At 38.9% G+C, this 14,442-nt stretch carries 10 protein-coding genes; 4 read left to right on the top strand and 6 right to left on the bottom strand.

Annotated elements, in window-relative coordinates:
- Positions 1–41 precede the first annotated feature (41 nt).
- The 4 genes from trhA to ML462_RS13780 form a co-directional block, all read right to left on the bottom strand.
- Positions 42–695, bottom strand: a complete 654-nt coding sequence (gene trhA, locus ML462_RS13795; RefSeq protein WP_240714415.1) for a PAQR family membrane homeostasis protein TrhA — start codon at positions 693–695, stop codon at positions 42–44.
- 131 nt (positions 696–826) lie between these two features.
- Complete coding sequence (locus tag ML462_RS13790; RefSeq protein WP_240714414.1) at positions 827–1,933, bottom strand: sensor histidine kinase; 1,107 nt, start codon at positions 1,931–1,933, stop codon at positions 827–829.
- Positions 1,934–2,698 carry a LytR/AlgR family response regulator transcription factor gene (locus ML462_RS13785; RefSeq protein WP_240714413.1) on the bottom strand — a complete coding sequence of 255 codons (765 nt, stop codon included), beginning with the start codon at positions 2,696–2,698 and terminating at the stop codon, positions 1,934–1,936.
- Positions 2,699–2,890: 192 nt separating this feature from the next.
- Complete coding sequence (locus ML462_RS13780) at positions 2,891–3,442, bottom strand: hypothetical protein (protein ID WP_240714412.1); 552 nt, start codon at positions 3,440–3,442, stop codon at positions 2,891–2,893.
- A gap of 354 nt (positions 3,443–3,796) precedes the next feature.
- Here ML462_RS13780 and ML462_RS13775 point away from each other — a divergent pair, with 354 nt between their 5' ends.
- Entirely contained in the window at positions 3,797–5,170 is a 1,374-nt protein-coding gene (locus ML462_RS13775; RefSeq protein WP_240714411.1) for a short-chain fatty acid transporter, read from the top strand.
- Between the two features lie 186 nt (positions 5,171–5,356).
- On the opposite strand, the gene ML462_RS13770 is transcribed toward ML462_RS13775, so the two are convergent.
- Positions 5,357–5,545, bottom strand: a complete 189-nt coding sequence (locus ML462_RS13770; protein WP_240714410.1) for a hypothetical protein — start codon at positions 5,543–5,545, stop codon at positions 5,357–5,359.
- A gap of 294 nt (positions 5,546–5,839) precedes the next feature.
- Positions 5,840–7,732: a phosphoglycerate dehydrogenase gene (gene serA, locus ML462_RS13765; protein WP_240714409.1), complete on the bottom strand. Its 1,893-nt coding sequence runs from the start codon at positions 7,730–7,732 to the stop codon at positions 5,840–5,842.
- A gap of 989 nt (positions 7,733–8,721) precedes the next feature.
- On the opposite strand from serA, the gene ML462_RS13760 reads away from it, so the two are divergent.
- From ML462_RS13760 to ML462_RS13750, 3 genes are read left to right on the top strand one after another with little or no spacing between them, the layout of a single operon-like run.
- Positions 8,722–10,113 (top strand): TolC family protein, encoded by a 1,392-nt coding sequence (locus ML462_RS13760; RefSeq protein WP_262914767.1) that lies wholly within the window; start codon positions 8,722–8,724, stop codon positions 10,111–10,113.
- A 1-nt stretch (position 10,114) separates the two neighbouring features.
- Positions 10,115–11,305 carry an efflux RND transporter periplasmic adaptor subunit gene (locus ML462_RS13755; RefSeq protein ID WP_240714407.1) on the top strand — a complete coding sequence of 397 codons (1,191 nt, stop codon included), beginning with the start codon at positions 10,115–10,117 and terminating at the stop codon, positions 11,303–11,305.
- Positions 11,306–14,431: an efflux RND transporter permease subunit gene (locus ML462_RS13750; RefSeq protein WP_240714406.1), complete on the top strand. Its 3,126-nt coding sequence runs from the start codon at positions 11,306–11,308 to the stop codon at positions 14,429–14,431. It begins immediately after the preceding gene.
- The last annotated feature ends 11 nt before the right edge of the window (positions 14,432–14,442 follow it).

Here is a 14,442-nt window from a genome sequence, read left to right as displayed (position 1 = left end):
GCAGCCTGAAAAATCAAATTCTGTAAAAAACCATCAGGCTCTCAGGATGGAAAAATATAAAAATATATGCTCACAAAATGGGCGAAAGTTCCCAGCAAAACAAAAATATGGAAGATCGCGTGATTAAACGGTAGCTTATTCTGCATAAAAAGTATGGCTCCTATAGTATAAAAAATTCCTCCTCCAAAAAGCCACCAGAGACCACCGGTAGATAGGTTACTAATTAGTGGTTTAATAGCAAAAATAATTAGCCAGCCCATCGCCACATACATGATCGTGGAAAGAAGCTGATAGCTACCAGCATAGAATAGTTTCAGAATCACACCAGCTAAGGCCAGACTCCAAACGATCCAGAGAATAGTGAAACCTCCGCTGCCATCAAGTGTTACTAGTGCATATGGAGTATAAGTACCCGCAATAAGGATGTATATAGCAGCATGGTCCAGAATATTAAGTTTAATTCTTAGTCTGCTCGCTTTCGCGCTATGGTAAAATGTAGATGCTGCATAAACCAAAACCATACTTGCCCCGAAAATGCTAAAACTCACCAAATGTTCCTTGTCTCCCAGACGCTGGGCCTTAACTATAAGTAAAATGAGGGCGAGCACACTTAATCCCAGGCCTACTCCATGCGAAAGAATATTCCATTTTTCTTCTTCGGGAGGATAATATTTTGGTTTTTTAATGCGACCCATTTTTCAGTAGTAATAGTCCTATTAATTTAACTGAAAATCGGTGAAATTGCAAGAGGCTAAACCCTATATTTTGGAAAATATGAGACTAGTCAGTTTCCCTGAAATAGAAAAATACGAATTGAAAATTTCAATTATTCCGGAACTTTTATGATGGTTTCTACTCCTGAGTTATCTTCTTTATTACGAATCTCGAAGAAATAATCTTCTTTATATAAATTTCGTAACCTGTCATCGATATTCTTTAGACCTACACCTTTTTTCATAAGTTCGGCATGGGTTTCAGAAACAGGCTCACCGTCATTTTCGACTTTTATTACCAGCATTTTGCCTTCTTCATAAATCGAAACAAGAATATTGAGATCGGTATGATCGTAAGAATATCCATGCTTTATCGAGTTTTCAATAACAGGCTGAAGCAGCATGGCGGGTACTCTTTTTAGTAGAAGTGAATCATCTATCTCCTTTTTAATATGCAAATGATCTGAAAATCTCACATTAACAATATTCAGGTAATATTCCAGAATTCTCAATTCCTCGTCCAGGCTTATCCGGTTCCGGTCACTATTATAGAGGATCTCGCGTAAAAAGTCACTTAAATCGGCAATGGTATCTTTCGCTTTATTCGTGTCCATATCGGTAAGCACAGCAATGGAATTCAGGGTGTTGAAAAGGAAATGCGGCTGCAATTGAGAAGACAGCATTTTCATTCGGGTATTCACCAATTGTGATTCAAGTTTGGAATGACGTTTCTCTGCCTCCTTGACCTGTTTCAGATAATAGTAGGTATAAATTATGAAAACCATAGCGAAATAGATCAGGAAATTCAGATCCATCACGAACACAAAAGCATTTATACTTCTACGAAGATCAAAATTGGCCAAGTCTATCTTGCCCACCAGGATGGAGTAAAAGTCAAAAATCAATCGAATTATCAATCCTATCAAAATAGAAAAAACGGTATGTATGGAAATGATTTTAACCCAGGAATAATTCTTGTTTAGAAATCGCTTAGTACTAATCGCAATTAAGGTCATATAACTCACAACAATGATATAGTCGAAAAGCACATTATTAATTAGAAAATCTGGCCAGTTGAAATGCCCGTATTCTCTGGGCATATAAGCCTGCATATAACTCACCTTCACCAGTAAGACTATATCGAATAATAAATAGAATCCGGCCAGTAGTAGCACCAGCTTAAAATCTATATACTTTTGTTTTAGGGTCGAAAAACTCATTTATATTCCTATTTTTTCAAGAAACTCTTTTTTATGGGACTTACTAATATGAAGCAATTTCCCATCAGTCATTTTTGCATCTATTTCAGAATAATCTGAATGTATGATCTCATCTACAAAATTTAGGTTGGCAATGGTAGACCTGTGTATCCTAACAAAGGTGTTGCTATCCAGGATCTCTTCAAGGTTATTCAGGGATTCCCGCAAGACATATTTTTTTGAACCGGCGTAAATTTCAGCGTAATAACCTGATGCCTGTATATATAAAATATCGTTCGGGTCTACCAGGGCTGTTTTATTTCCTTGCTTGATTGGTATTTTTGAAACCGAATTAAGCTGTATTCCTCCCTTTGAATATTCGTGAAAGAATTCTACCATTCGTTTTTCAAAATTATCATTGGCTTCGGTCTTGGTAGTATGGAGCACTTTTTTGATAGTCTTGTAGAACCTTTCATCCTTAAACGGTTTAAGCAGAAAATCAAAAGCTTCAACATCAAAGGCTTTCAGGGCGTAATTATCATATGCGGTAACGAATATAACTACTGGTTTGGGCGAGATCTCAACCTTTTTTAGGACTTCAAAACCATTCATGTCCTTCATATTAATATCCAGGAATACCAGGTCTGGTTTTTCAGAATTGATCATTTCAATTGCAGTACGCCCATTCGAACACTCACCGATAACTTCAATTTCTTCTACGTCTTCCAGAAGGTTCAAAACCCTTTTTCTGGCTAATTCTTCGTCATCAATTACAAGTGCATTCATAGTTTTAAATAAATTAGACTGCTTCAATTTAAAACTATTTCAAAATTATTTTCATAAAATTCGCAATTTCGTTATTAAATGTGTAGTAAATTTTTATCATATATATGTTTTTTGATTTTTATTTATCCAATGAAAGGCCGTCAAAATTAAATTCTGACAGCCTTTATTAACAACTAATTCAAATTAACTGGCCTATTCATTACTAGCTACTGAAGTTCCTGATGCTCTTGGATCTATTTTCACAGATTTTTTACTGCTTCCATTTTCAAGTTTGATTTTGTAAACTTCCTTTTCTATAAGTTCACCTCTACCAGAAGCGATGTATTTGTTCTGAGTCATTGTCCAGCCTTTATTGGCCATATAAACTTCTCTTCTCACATCAAGTGGTAAAACGATGTCTTTAAATTTCTGGTAAGTTTTAACCAGGTTTCCATCTTTGTCAAAATCAGCATTCAAAAAACCTTTAGAACTTCTTAAACTCACCAGGTAATTATCATACTCACCCTCAAATTCTGCGATAAAATTATCGATGTCAAAATGTGCTTTCATGAATCCGATGGCATCCTTCGTAAATTCCCCTGCATAAGATTCATTTACAGTATAGATGAAAGAATCTCCACTTCGGGTAACCTTAGTATCGAATGGTGCAAAACCTACTTTTGCCTCTTCCAGTTGGGTAATTTCCTGAGCTTGACTGAATGTAGTCACAGCGATTAGCAATAAAGAAAAAATTAAAGTTCTCATGATGAATGTTTTTTTAATGAATAATGATTTTTTTTAACTGTCATTAAATTGATTAATGAAATAACAACACTGCTAAACTACACCATATTACCCCTTACTTCAGGGAGAATGATTCGGTTAACTGAAGAATAGTAACCAATCACCCTTAAAAAGAATTAAATTCTGAAAGGCCTTCTCTTACCGGTATTAAAGCAATATCTGGTTATTCGCCACTCCTGTATATAATTTGGCCGCTTTAGAGAAGCGGTTCACATCAAAAAACCCTATTCTTTGATATTCAATCAATTACATATTCTGTTTTTTAATTCCAGTAGAATTATAGAATTTTAAAGCGTTCCTGGAAATTTACTTCATATGAAAATCACCCGCTTTATTGAATTTGGATTTAGGAAAATTATCCCTGCTCCTTTTACTCTGGCTGTCTTGCTTAGTTTTCTAACAATGAGTATGGCTTTTTTATATACCGGTGACGGAAGTACTTCATCAATGATAAATATTCTAAAATTCTGGCAAGAAGGTATGTGGGATCCTGCCCTACTCGTTTTTGCCGTACAAATGATGCTTATTCTTGTTCTTGGCCATGTACTCGTTCTAAGCAGACCTATGGCCTGGCTTACTGAAAGACTTATAAGTTTGATTAACGGAAATACCAGCGCAATTATCATGGTTTCGGTATCTACCATGCTCGTGGCATTTTTCAATTGGGGGCTGGGTCTCATTTTTGGTGCCATCATGGTTAGAAAAATTGGGGAGGCGGCAAAGGAAAGGGGATTCAAGATCAATTATCCATTAATTGGGGCCGCCGGATATTCAGGATTAATGATCTGGCACGGAGGCATTAGTGGAAGTGCCCCACTGAAAGTGGCAGAACCCGGACATGTAAGCGGCCTTTTTACTGGTTACAAAAACGAAAGCCTTGTATCGAGTCTTCCTGACGCCATATCAACAGATACTACCATTTTTGCTGATTGGAACCTTATTGCATTCTCAATCGTCCTAATAATAGTTCCGGGACTTTTATGGCTTTTAAGTAAAAATACCGGTTTCAACACCGTTGATCTACCAGAGAAGGTCAAGGAAAGTAAAAAGTCTTTAAAAATTGAAGGGGCTGAAAAACTGGACCGGTCCAGGTGGTTAAAATTAATCTTTGGATTATTACTGTTTACGGCATTTTTCGTTAGTTATTCTTCTGACCTTTTTAATGGTAAACTAACCCCCAATATGCTTAATTTCTTTATGCTATCGGGTTGTATACTCCTTCACAGGTCTTTTCATTCATTTTTGAAGGCATTAGATGAAGCAATAAGCGGAGCAGCTGGGATTCTTATCCAATTTCCGCTTTACTTTGGAATTATGGGCATTATGAAAGAAACTGGAATGGTTGGGGATATCGCGGCGTTCTTTTCCAGTATCGCTACTGAAACCACCTTACCTTTGTTTACATTCCTAAGCGCAGGCCTGGTAAACATTTTTGTACCCAGCGGCGGTGGTCAATGGGCAATACAGGGCCCAATTGTTCTAGAAAGCGCTGCAAATCTTGGAATCCCTTTGAATAAAGCAGTAATGGCTTTTGCGTATGGAGATCAACTTACTAATATGCTTCAACCCTTCTGGGCATTACCCTTACTTGCGATAACAAAATTAAATGCTAAGGACATTCTCCCTTATACTTTTATTCTTATGCTCGGAGGAGCGGTTGTATACATTTGTACTTTACTACTGATCTGATCGAATCGAGGTGAAGAAAAAAAACATAAAAAAAGGGTAACCAAAATATTTAAACCATTTTTCAGTTACCCTTCGCAACTATCATTTCACTGATAATTACAATTATAAATATAGCTTATATATTAATATTCAACAGTTAACAGAAAGCTAAATTTAAAAAAACTTAAGCTTTCTTAACGTTTTTATCTACTGATTCAACTCCTTCTTTAAATGTCTTAAACTATGATTCTTTTTTTTCAGGATTGAAAGATCAGAAAGATATTTTTTTATAAGTTTCTCCTGCTTGGTATTGTCCAGCCTTAATTTTATCCAAATAGCCGATACAATTATTATAGAGGCTCCCACAACAAAATAGAAAAGTACTTCATCCATCATAAATCAGTTTTAAAACATAGTAAAAAGGTAAGTAGGGCCAATAAATATAGACCTCAAAAAACCTTATGATACTGAACGACAGTTAATTAATACTTTTTTAACAGTAAACATCCTATTTCGGTAGAAATGAAGTGTAGGAAATTTCTGCGAGGACAAGAAATTCTAATTTCGTAGATGATTTAAATATAGGGCAATATGAAAATAAGCATATTCAACCTGCAAAATTATTGAAGTAATTCACCCTGACAAATTGAATTTTGCCGAAATACCTTCTAACCTAATAAAATAATTCAATTAATATAAAACGCGGAACCTGATCGTACCTTCAATACCCTTCAATTCCTTTATCACCTCATTATCATACTCCTTATTTATATCTGTGATCACATAACCAATTGTCTCATTGGTCTTTAAATATTGCCCCACTATATTGATATCGTGAGCTGCAAGTATCCTGTTAATATGTGCTATAATACCTGGTTTATTATGATGTATATGTATCAGCCTATGGGCGTTTTCCAGTATGGGTAATTGTAGATTAGGGAAGTTTACAGAATTAGTTGTACTTCCTGTATTTATATAATTGATGATCTTTCCAGGAACAAAGTTTCCAATATTTTCCTGCGCCTCCTGCGTACTTCCTCCTATATGCGGGGTTAAAATGAGGTTTGGCAGTCCTCTTAGGGGTGATTCAAATTCTTCCTGGTTAGTTTTAGGTTCCTTCGGAAAAACATCTATTCCGGCTCCTCTTATTCTTCCAGATTCCAAATGTTTCTTCAAAGCCTCTACATCTACTACCTGCCCCCGGGCCAGATTCAGGAAAATAGAACCTTCCTTAAGCCATTTGAATTGTTTGTCACCTATCATATTCTTATTCTCCTTACGGCCATCTACATGTAAGGTAACTATGTCTACCTTTTCGAAAAGTTCCTTAAGGCTGTTACATTTTGTAGCATTGCCAAGAGCAAGTTTTTCTACCAGGTCGTAATAGTATACATCAAACCCTATTGCCTCTGCTACTACTGATAGCTGTGCTCCAATATTTCCATAACCTACAATTCCTAATTTCTTGCCTCTTACCTCGAAGCTTCCCGTCGCCGACTTATTCCACTGCCCATTATGCATCTCAGCGATCCTATCTGGGAGGTTACGCATTAATAATATGATCTCTCCAATAGCTAGCTCTACCACAGACCTGGTATTACTATATGGGGCGTTAAAAACAGCTACACCCTTTTTTAGGCATTCTTCAAGATCTATCTGGTTCGTGCCTATACAAAAGGCTCCCACAGCAATAAGTCTATTGGCATTCTTAAGCACTTTAGCCGTTAATTGCGTTTTAGATCTAATTCCAAGGACGGAAACATCTTTTATCTTTTCGGATAATTCTTCTTCATCCAGGGCTCCCGAGATCGTTGAAACATTATATCCCTCATTTTTCATGATGGCTACAGCATCTGCATGTACGTTTTCGAGTAAAAGAACCTTGATTCTGTTCTTAGGGTAAGATATTGCTTTGTTCATTTTATGAAGATATAGGAATTCATCAAGACTTGGAGTGATATGATCTGCTTTATCAAGGATATTTCCACGCTCGATATTTTCAGTAAAAGCATAGAATTTATTTGCTAAGCCAGCGGCTTTAATTTCATAGTCATTATAACCATCGCCAATTACATAGACATCTCCCTTCAAATCCAGTTTCTTTAATAACTCAACTTTTCCATTACTTGAAGAGAGTACATTTTCCTTATCAAAACCTCTAATATTCCCTTCCTCATCAAACTGGAAACTATTGGCATACACGTTTTCTTCCTTCACTCCGTATTCTTTCACGATAGGCACAATGAATTCCCTGAATCCATTGGAAATAATATATATACGGTCCTGGTATTCTGAAAAAAAAGCTTCGTTTCTCACAAAAGAAACTGAAACTTTTGTTTTAAGCCTTTCAATAAGCTCGGGAATAGAATTTTTATGTGCGTCAAGAATCTCAAGCCTTCTTTCCAAAGATTCTCTGAATGCCAACTTTCCTCCCATGGCAAGATCGGTTAGCTCCTTTAGGTCCTGTAGTTTCTCTTCCTTGTTCGGATTATTTTCCAGAGTGATCTCACCAAGTACATCCAAAGCCTCTACCTGGGTGAAGGTGCTGTCGAAATCTATTACGAAATGCCTTTTATCATCCATATTGACGAATCATAATGTTTTTATGAAAGGCTAAAGCTAAGTTTTTTTACCTCATAAAGAAACAGATTTTTTCGAGCTCGAGTGACGAATTACGGTTTCCGCAATAATTCCTGAAATTATTTTAAAATTGGAAATTTCCTGAATGATTATGAAGAACTTTTAAGAAAAACTCAGAATTACTTTTAAATTCATTCAATACATTTTTTAAAAGAAAAAGGGATGGAATTCGTACCCTGGAATTGGAATTGACATCTTGAAATTTATATCCCGAGTAAAAGTATTGAATAATATTTTTTCATTTAAACCGGGTAAAACACTCGTTCCCAAGGCTGTTTTTAATTTGCGAAAAAAAAGTTTAGAATTGCAAAGAATAGAGTGTAACGAATACAGCGAAAAGTACACTCGTTAATGGGTATGTTTCAATTTTTTTAAATCCCATTTTAAATCCGGACCAGTTAATAGTACAGCAGATTGAGTAGGGTCGGTTTGTTTACTTTGGTCCGGTGTTTTTCCTTCCAACTTTTTCTAATTAGTAACCTAACACTATCTGTCATTATTCTTGGTCATATCCCTTATTAGTAAATTGCAGGTGAATTTCTAAAATAGATCTTATTTGTTCTGAAAATGAAATTAGTAAGCCCAAACGATAGGTCTTCGGATTTTATAATATCCACAGGAAAACTGAAATTTACGAAGAAGATCTATTGCCTTAATTGTTCAAAGCCTACCTCCTATTTTTTTCTTACAACTTTTCCTACCATTCTTTCCCCGTGATATAGAAATTAAACCCTTGTTAATAATATAATAAATCTTTCTACCGAAATATTTTCAGCGCCAGGCCTTCAGAAAATTTCTGTAACTTTAGGATTCACCTGTAAATCAGAGCTTCAATCTTAAAAAGAAACTAAAAACAGGAAGTTCATCTCTGCATCTGCCTTTTTAACCTAAATTCAAAAAGTATATATATAACCAAAGAACATACAAATAGATTGAAAAGAATTGCCTGTTTTCTATGGGCTTTCTTGCTATTATCCGCCTGTGCCCCAAAAATGCAGGAAGTTGAAGCTCCTATAGAACAACCTGAAAACTTTTCCAGTTCGGGAGCTTCAGAAATTCAGGAAGAATGGTGGACTTCTTTAAATGATCCTACACTAAACCAATTAATAGATACTGCCCTTGTGAAAAATTTCGAACTGGCAGGTTCCTGGGAGCAATTCCAGGCATCTATAGCGAGCGTAAAGGTTCAACGGTCCTTTCTGTTCCCTGATATTCAGGCTGAAGCTCGAACAGGAATTAGCCGTCCTGAACCTGATTTTGCCGGTGGTGAGAATTCGCAGGTAGGTCTTTCGGCTGCTTATGAAGTAGATCTTTGGGGTAGAATACGTTCTGGAGTAGAAGCAGAAGAATTTAGAGCACAGGCCAGTTTTTACGATTATCAGGCGGCTGCCATGACCGTTTCTGCTGAAACAGCTTTGAACTGGTATAGATTGGTTGCTGCAAGGAAAGAACTCGAGCTCATCGAGGAACAAATAGAAACAAATCAAAATATCCTTAAACTTTTAAGAGCAAGATATACCAGTGGGCAAATAAGGGCGGTAGATATTTTAAGACAGGAACAACTGCTAGAATCTACCAGAAATCAAAAGATCTTTTTTGAAACCAATGTGACCCTTATAGAAAACCAACTGGCGGTATTGTTGGGTACACCACCACAGAATTTTACTAAAATTCCTGAGGCAAATTTTCCGGAATTACCAGCCTTACCTCAGACCGGCTTACCCCTGGAACTTGCCCGAAGACGGCCAGACCTTAAAAGAGCCTACAGCCTGGTATTAGCCGCAGACAGAGATATGGCTGTAGCTATTAGAAGTAAGTATCCAAGTATCTCGCTTAACCTGAGTGCCCAGGCGCGTTCGAACGATTTTAACTCTCTTTTTCAGGACTGGGCATATACCCTGGCGGGAAATATTGTTGGACCTATAATTTATGGAGGAAGATTGAATGCAGATGTAGGCAGGACTGAAGCCATTAAAAATCAACGTCTTTATGAATACGGCCAGACCGTTTTAGTTGCTTTCCGGGAGGTTGAAGATGCCCTGGTTAGGGAATTAAAACAAAAGGAAAGGATCTCAACCCTTGAAAAGCAACTGGACCTTGCGGTTAAGACCAATAAACAGTTGAAACTTTCTTTCCTTAACGGACTCACAGATTACCTTGACGTTCTTATCGCCCTTGGGCAGGAACAACAGTTGCAAAGGGATCTTATAAATGCCAGGCAGGAACTTATCGAATTCAGAATATCTCTTTATCGTGCTCTGGCCGGCAGTTTCGATACCGAAAGGGAAACCCAAATTGAAGACATTGAATATTTAGAGGAATAACATGAGTAAAAAAAAGATTCTTATCATTTGTGGTATAATCCTGTTGATCGCAGCGGTGATCACCTCTTTAATTTTTCTAACTGAACCAACGGCCAGCAGCGAAGGAGCCACAAAACAAATGGCTATGTTGGTAAAGGTTGAACCAGCAGAAAAAGGCAATTTCAGGCCGGTAATTGTCGCCACCGGAACTGTTCAGCCAGTAGAAGATATCACCCTAAGCCCTTTAGTTGCGGGACAGGTAATTAGACGTGATCCATCTTTTATTCCCGGAGGTTTTGTAAAAAAAGGTGAAGTTCTAATGCAAATAGACCCTTCAGATTATAGGAATACGCTGGAATTAAGGAAAAGCGAACTTCAGCAGGCTGAGACCGATATGTCTGTAGAAATGGGAAGACAGGAAGTAGCAGAACAGGATCTGGAATTGTTAGGAATTGATTCTCTTTCGGCTGAACAGCGATCATTGGTTTTAAGAAAACCTCAGCTGAACTCTGTTGAAGCTAGCTTAAATTCCGCGAAAGCCTCTGTAGAGCAGGCACAATTGAATCTTTCTAGAACAACTATCAAAGCTCCTTTCGATGCTCATATTCTTAGTCAGAATGTGACTGTAGGCTCCCAAGTAAGTCCGGGTGATAACCTGGGAAGACTTGTGGGTATAGATCATTACTGGGTAAACCTTACAGTTCCAGTAAACAAGATAAGGTGGTTAAAATTTCCAGGATCAGAATCTCAAAAAGGTTCACCGGTTAAGATCATGAATTCTTCAGCATGGAGCAAAGAAGATTTTCGTGAAGGCTACCTGTATAAGCAAGTTGGTGCTTTAGATGATCAAACAAGGCTTGCAAGGATACTGGTATGGGTTTCAGATCCATTAGCCCGTAGTACTGATAAAGATAAACCTGAACTTATGATCGGGTCCTTCGTGGAAGCACATATGCAAGCTGAGGAAATACAGGATGTAATAAGACTTAACCGGGATCTCATAAGAAGCAATAATACGGTTTGGGTAATGCAGGAAGGTGAATTACAGATCAGGGAAGTGGAGATCCTGCTTTCAGATTCTGAATATGCCTATATAAGCGAAGGTTTGGAAGACGGCGATAAAATAGTAGTCACCAACTTAAGTACGGTTTCTAACGGGATCAAGCTAAGAACATCGAAAGACAGCACCTCAATTCCAAATGCCGAAGAATAAATGAGCGAGGGAAGTAAGAAAAAAACACGTAAAGAAGGTGCCATTGGATATATGGCCAGGAATTCTGTTGCCGCAAATTTATTAATGATCGTTTTGCTGGCTGGAGGGATCTGGACCATGTTCAATATCCAAAAAGAGGTTTTTCCACAATTCCAGCTGGATTATGTGCAGGTAAATGTCACCTACCCGGGTGCTGCCCCTGCCGAGGTTGAACAGGGTATTTTGCTTCCGGTGGAAGAAGCTGTTCGCGGAATACAGGGTATCAAAGAGATCGTTTCTACAGCCAACGAAGGATCGGGAAATGTAAGTATAGAACTCATTGCGGGGACAGACCGCATGAAAAGTTTCCAGGAAATAGACCAGGCCGTAAGCCGGATTAGGACCTTTCCAGACGATATCGAAGAACCACAGGTAAGTCTCCAGGACCGCCAGAGAGATGTGCTGGAAATCAGTCTTTATGGCAACGCCGATATCTGGACCTTACGCCAGTTGGCAGAAAGATTAAGAAACCGGCTCCTTAGTAACCCAAATATCACCCAGGTGGAATTGGGAAATGTTCCTGATTATGTCACCCATGTAGAGATCCCGAGAAATCAGCTTCGAGCCTATAACCTTACCCTTGGTCAGGTTGCTCAGATCATTGAACGTTCCAGCAGGGATGTGCCTGCCGGAGCGGTAGAAACCGAATCTGGTGAGATCCTGCTGCGTATGAAGGAACGCAAACAATGGGCAGAGGAATTTGGAAGCATCACAATTGTATCCTCTCCTTCCGGGGCGAAAGTAACCTTGGCCGATATTGCAAAAATTACAGATGGTTTCGAGGAAACTGGATTTCACGGGCAGTTCAACCAGCAACCTTCAGTAGATTTAAGTATTTACAGGGTCGGTGATCAGTCTCCACTCGAAATCTCAGAAATCACCAACGATATTCTGGACGATTTTCAGCTTCCACCTGGAATTCAATACAGGATAGATAGTAACCGTGCTGAAGATTACCGGGAGAGACTATCCCTGCTTACCGAAAATGGGATCCTAGCCATTATTATCGTTATGGTGATACTCACCCTATTCCTGGAATACCGCCTTGCCTTTTGGGTAATGATGGGAATGGCCATCTCTTTTATTGGTGGTATCATTTTTTTACCAATGATCGGGGTTAGCATTAATATGATCTCTATGTTCGGATTCCTGATCGTTCTGGGAATAGTTGTGGATGATGCCATTGTGGTTGGTGAGAATATTTATGAATACAGGCAGCAAGGTAACAGCCCTATTGAAGCGGCAATAAAAGGAACAAAGGATGTTTCAAGACCCGTTATTTTCAGTATCATCACTACCATCCTGGCCTTTGTACCATTGCTATTCATGCCCGGGGAGACCGGGAAATTCTGGTGGCCACTTCCGGTAGTTGTAATAGTAATTCTGGCGATCTCTTTACTGGAAGCATTATTCATACTTCCCTCCCACCTGGCTCATTTATCCATTAAAAAGAAAAAGGGGTTTATTAGAAAATTTGAAGACTGGCAGGAAAGATTTGCACAGGGATTTAACCGACTTGTAGATAAGTATTACCGACCTGTACTGGACAAGTGCCTGGAGTATCGCTACATCACGCTGAGTGCTGCAGTGGCCCTGCTATTAATGGTTGGAGCCTATGGGTATAGCGATCATATGGGAATGATCATGATGCCGGAAGTGGCGGCAGACGAGATCGAGGCCGGGGTTTCACTTCCCGTTGGCACTACTCCACTTCAGGCGGCAAAAGTTGCCGAGGAGATCACCGCTTCCACACGAAAAATGTTCGATGAACATAATTTGTATGAAGTAGCTGAAGGAGTAAAAACGAACGTTCGCGGGCAGAATTTCATAGATGTAGAGATCGTAATGCGGCCGCCAGATGAAAGGGATATGACTGCGCGAGAAGTCATTACTCTGTGGAGGGATAATATTGGGGATATTGAAGGAGTAGACCAGATCACTTTTGAGGCCGAGCGTGGCCCGGGAGGATATCAGCAAGCCATTAGTGTAGACCTAAGCCACCCGGATATCAATGTCCTGGAACGAGCCAGCATGGCTTTCCTGGACAGAATGGAAGCTTATGATAACACACGGGATGTAAATGACAATTATAATAAAGGAAAAATTCAATATGACTTTAAGCTGAAACCCGAAGGAAGAAATCTCGGGTTAACTTCTTCCGAAGTTGGTCAGCAGGTTCGAGACGCTTTTTTTGGAGCCCTGGCTATGCGTCAACTAAGAGGGACCAATGAGATCGAGGTTCGTGTGAAGCTTCCGTTGGAAGAACGCAGGGATATTCAGAATTTGGAGAATTTTCTGGTGCGTACTCAAAACGGTGTAGAAGTTCCCCTAATGGATGTAGTAGACCTGGAGCAACGCGAAGCCTTTACAAGTATTAATCGCCGGGATGGAAGCCGGGTGGTTAATGTGGGAATGGATGTGGAACCGGCAAATACCGTTTCCCAGGTTCTGGCATCTATAGAAGAGGAAGTTCTGCCCCAACTAAGAGCAGATTTTCCCGGGCTAACCTGGAGTTTTGAAGGTTCACAGGCAGATATGCGGGAATCTACAGCAACTCTCTGGAGTGGATTCAGTATAGCAATGCTCCTTATTTATGCTTTACTGGCTATTGCTTTTAATAACTATACACAGCCTTTAATTGTGCTCACGGCAATTCCGTTTGGCATCGTTGGAGCCGTTATAGGTCATATTTTACTGGGATACGATCTGTCTCTGGTTAGTTTGATGGGGGTGATCGCTCTTTCTGGTGTGGTAGTGAACGATTCTTTGATCATGATAGATTATGCCAATAAAAAAAGAGAAACTCATTCTATTTACGAAGCAATTCATGAAGCCGGGATAAGACGTTTCCGTCCTATCATGTTGACTACGCTTACAACGTTTGGCGGATTGACTCCTATCATCCTTGAAACCTCCAGCCAGGCTTACTACTTAATTCCTATGGCTATTTCCCTGGGATTCGGGATCGTGTTTGCGACTTCCATTATTCTGGTGATCGTACCTTGTTTATACCTGGTTTCAGAAGATATCAGGCTTTATTTTCAAAAAGGAAAAACTGTAGAAAAAGAACCAGTCACCCAAAACTGATCCGGCTATTA

It is taken from the genome of Christiangramia lutea (assembly GCF_022489035.1).
GTDB lineage: Bacteria > Bacteroidota > Bacteroidia > Flavobacteriales > Flavobacteriaceae > Christiangramia > Christiangramia lutea.
This window is presented reverse-complemented; position numbering and strand designations above follow the sequence as displayed.

What these genes read in the sequence shown, in the direction of transcription:
- trhA (WP_240714415.1), bottom strand. Translation starts at nt 695, where the DNA reads ATGGGTCGCATTAAAAAACCAAAATATTATCCTCCCGAAGAAGAAAAA.
- ML462_RS13790 (WP_240714414.1), bottom strand. Translation starts at nt 1,933, where the DNA reads ATGAGTTTTTCGACCCTAAAACAAAAGTATATAGATTTTAAGCTGGTG.
- ML462_RS13785 (WP_240714413.1), bottom strand. Translation starts at nt 2,698, where the DNA reads ATGAATGCACTTGTAATTGATGACGAAGAATTAGCCAGAAAAAGGGTT.
- ML462_RS13780 (WP_240714412.1), bottom strand. Translation starts at nt 3,442, where the DNA reads ATGAGAACTTTAATTTTTTCTTTATTGCTAATCGCTGTGACTACATTC.
- ML462_RS13775 (WP_240714411.1), top strand. Translation starts at nt 3,797, where the DNA reads ATGAAAATCACCCGCTTTATTGAATTTGGATTTAGGAAAATTATCCCT.
- ML462_RS13770 (WP_240714410.1), bottom strand. Translation starts at nt 5,545, where the DNA reads ATGATGGATGAAGTACTTTTCTATTTTGTTGTGGGAGCCTCTATAATA.
- serA (WP_240714409.1), bottom strand. Translation starts at nt 7,732, where the DNA reads ATGGATGATAAAAGGCATTTCGTAATAGATTTCGACAGCACCTTCACC.
- ML462_RS13755 (WP_240714407.1), top strand. Translation starts at nt 10,115, where the DNA reads ATGAGTAAAAAAAAGATTCTTATCATTTGTGGTATAATCCTGTTGATC.
- ML462_RS13750 (WP_240714406.1), top strand. Translation starts at nt 11,306, where the DNA reads ATGAGCGAGGGAAGTAAGAAAAAAACACGTAAAGAAGGTGCCATTGGA.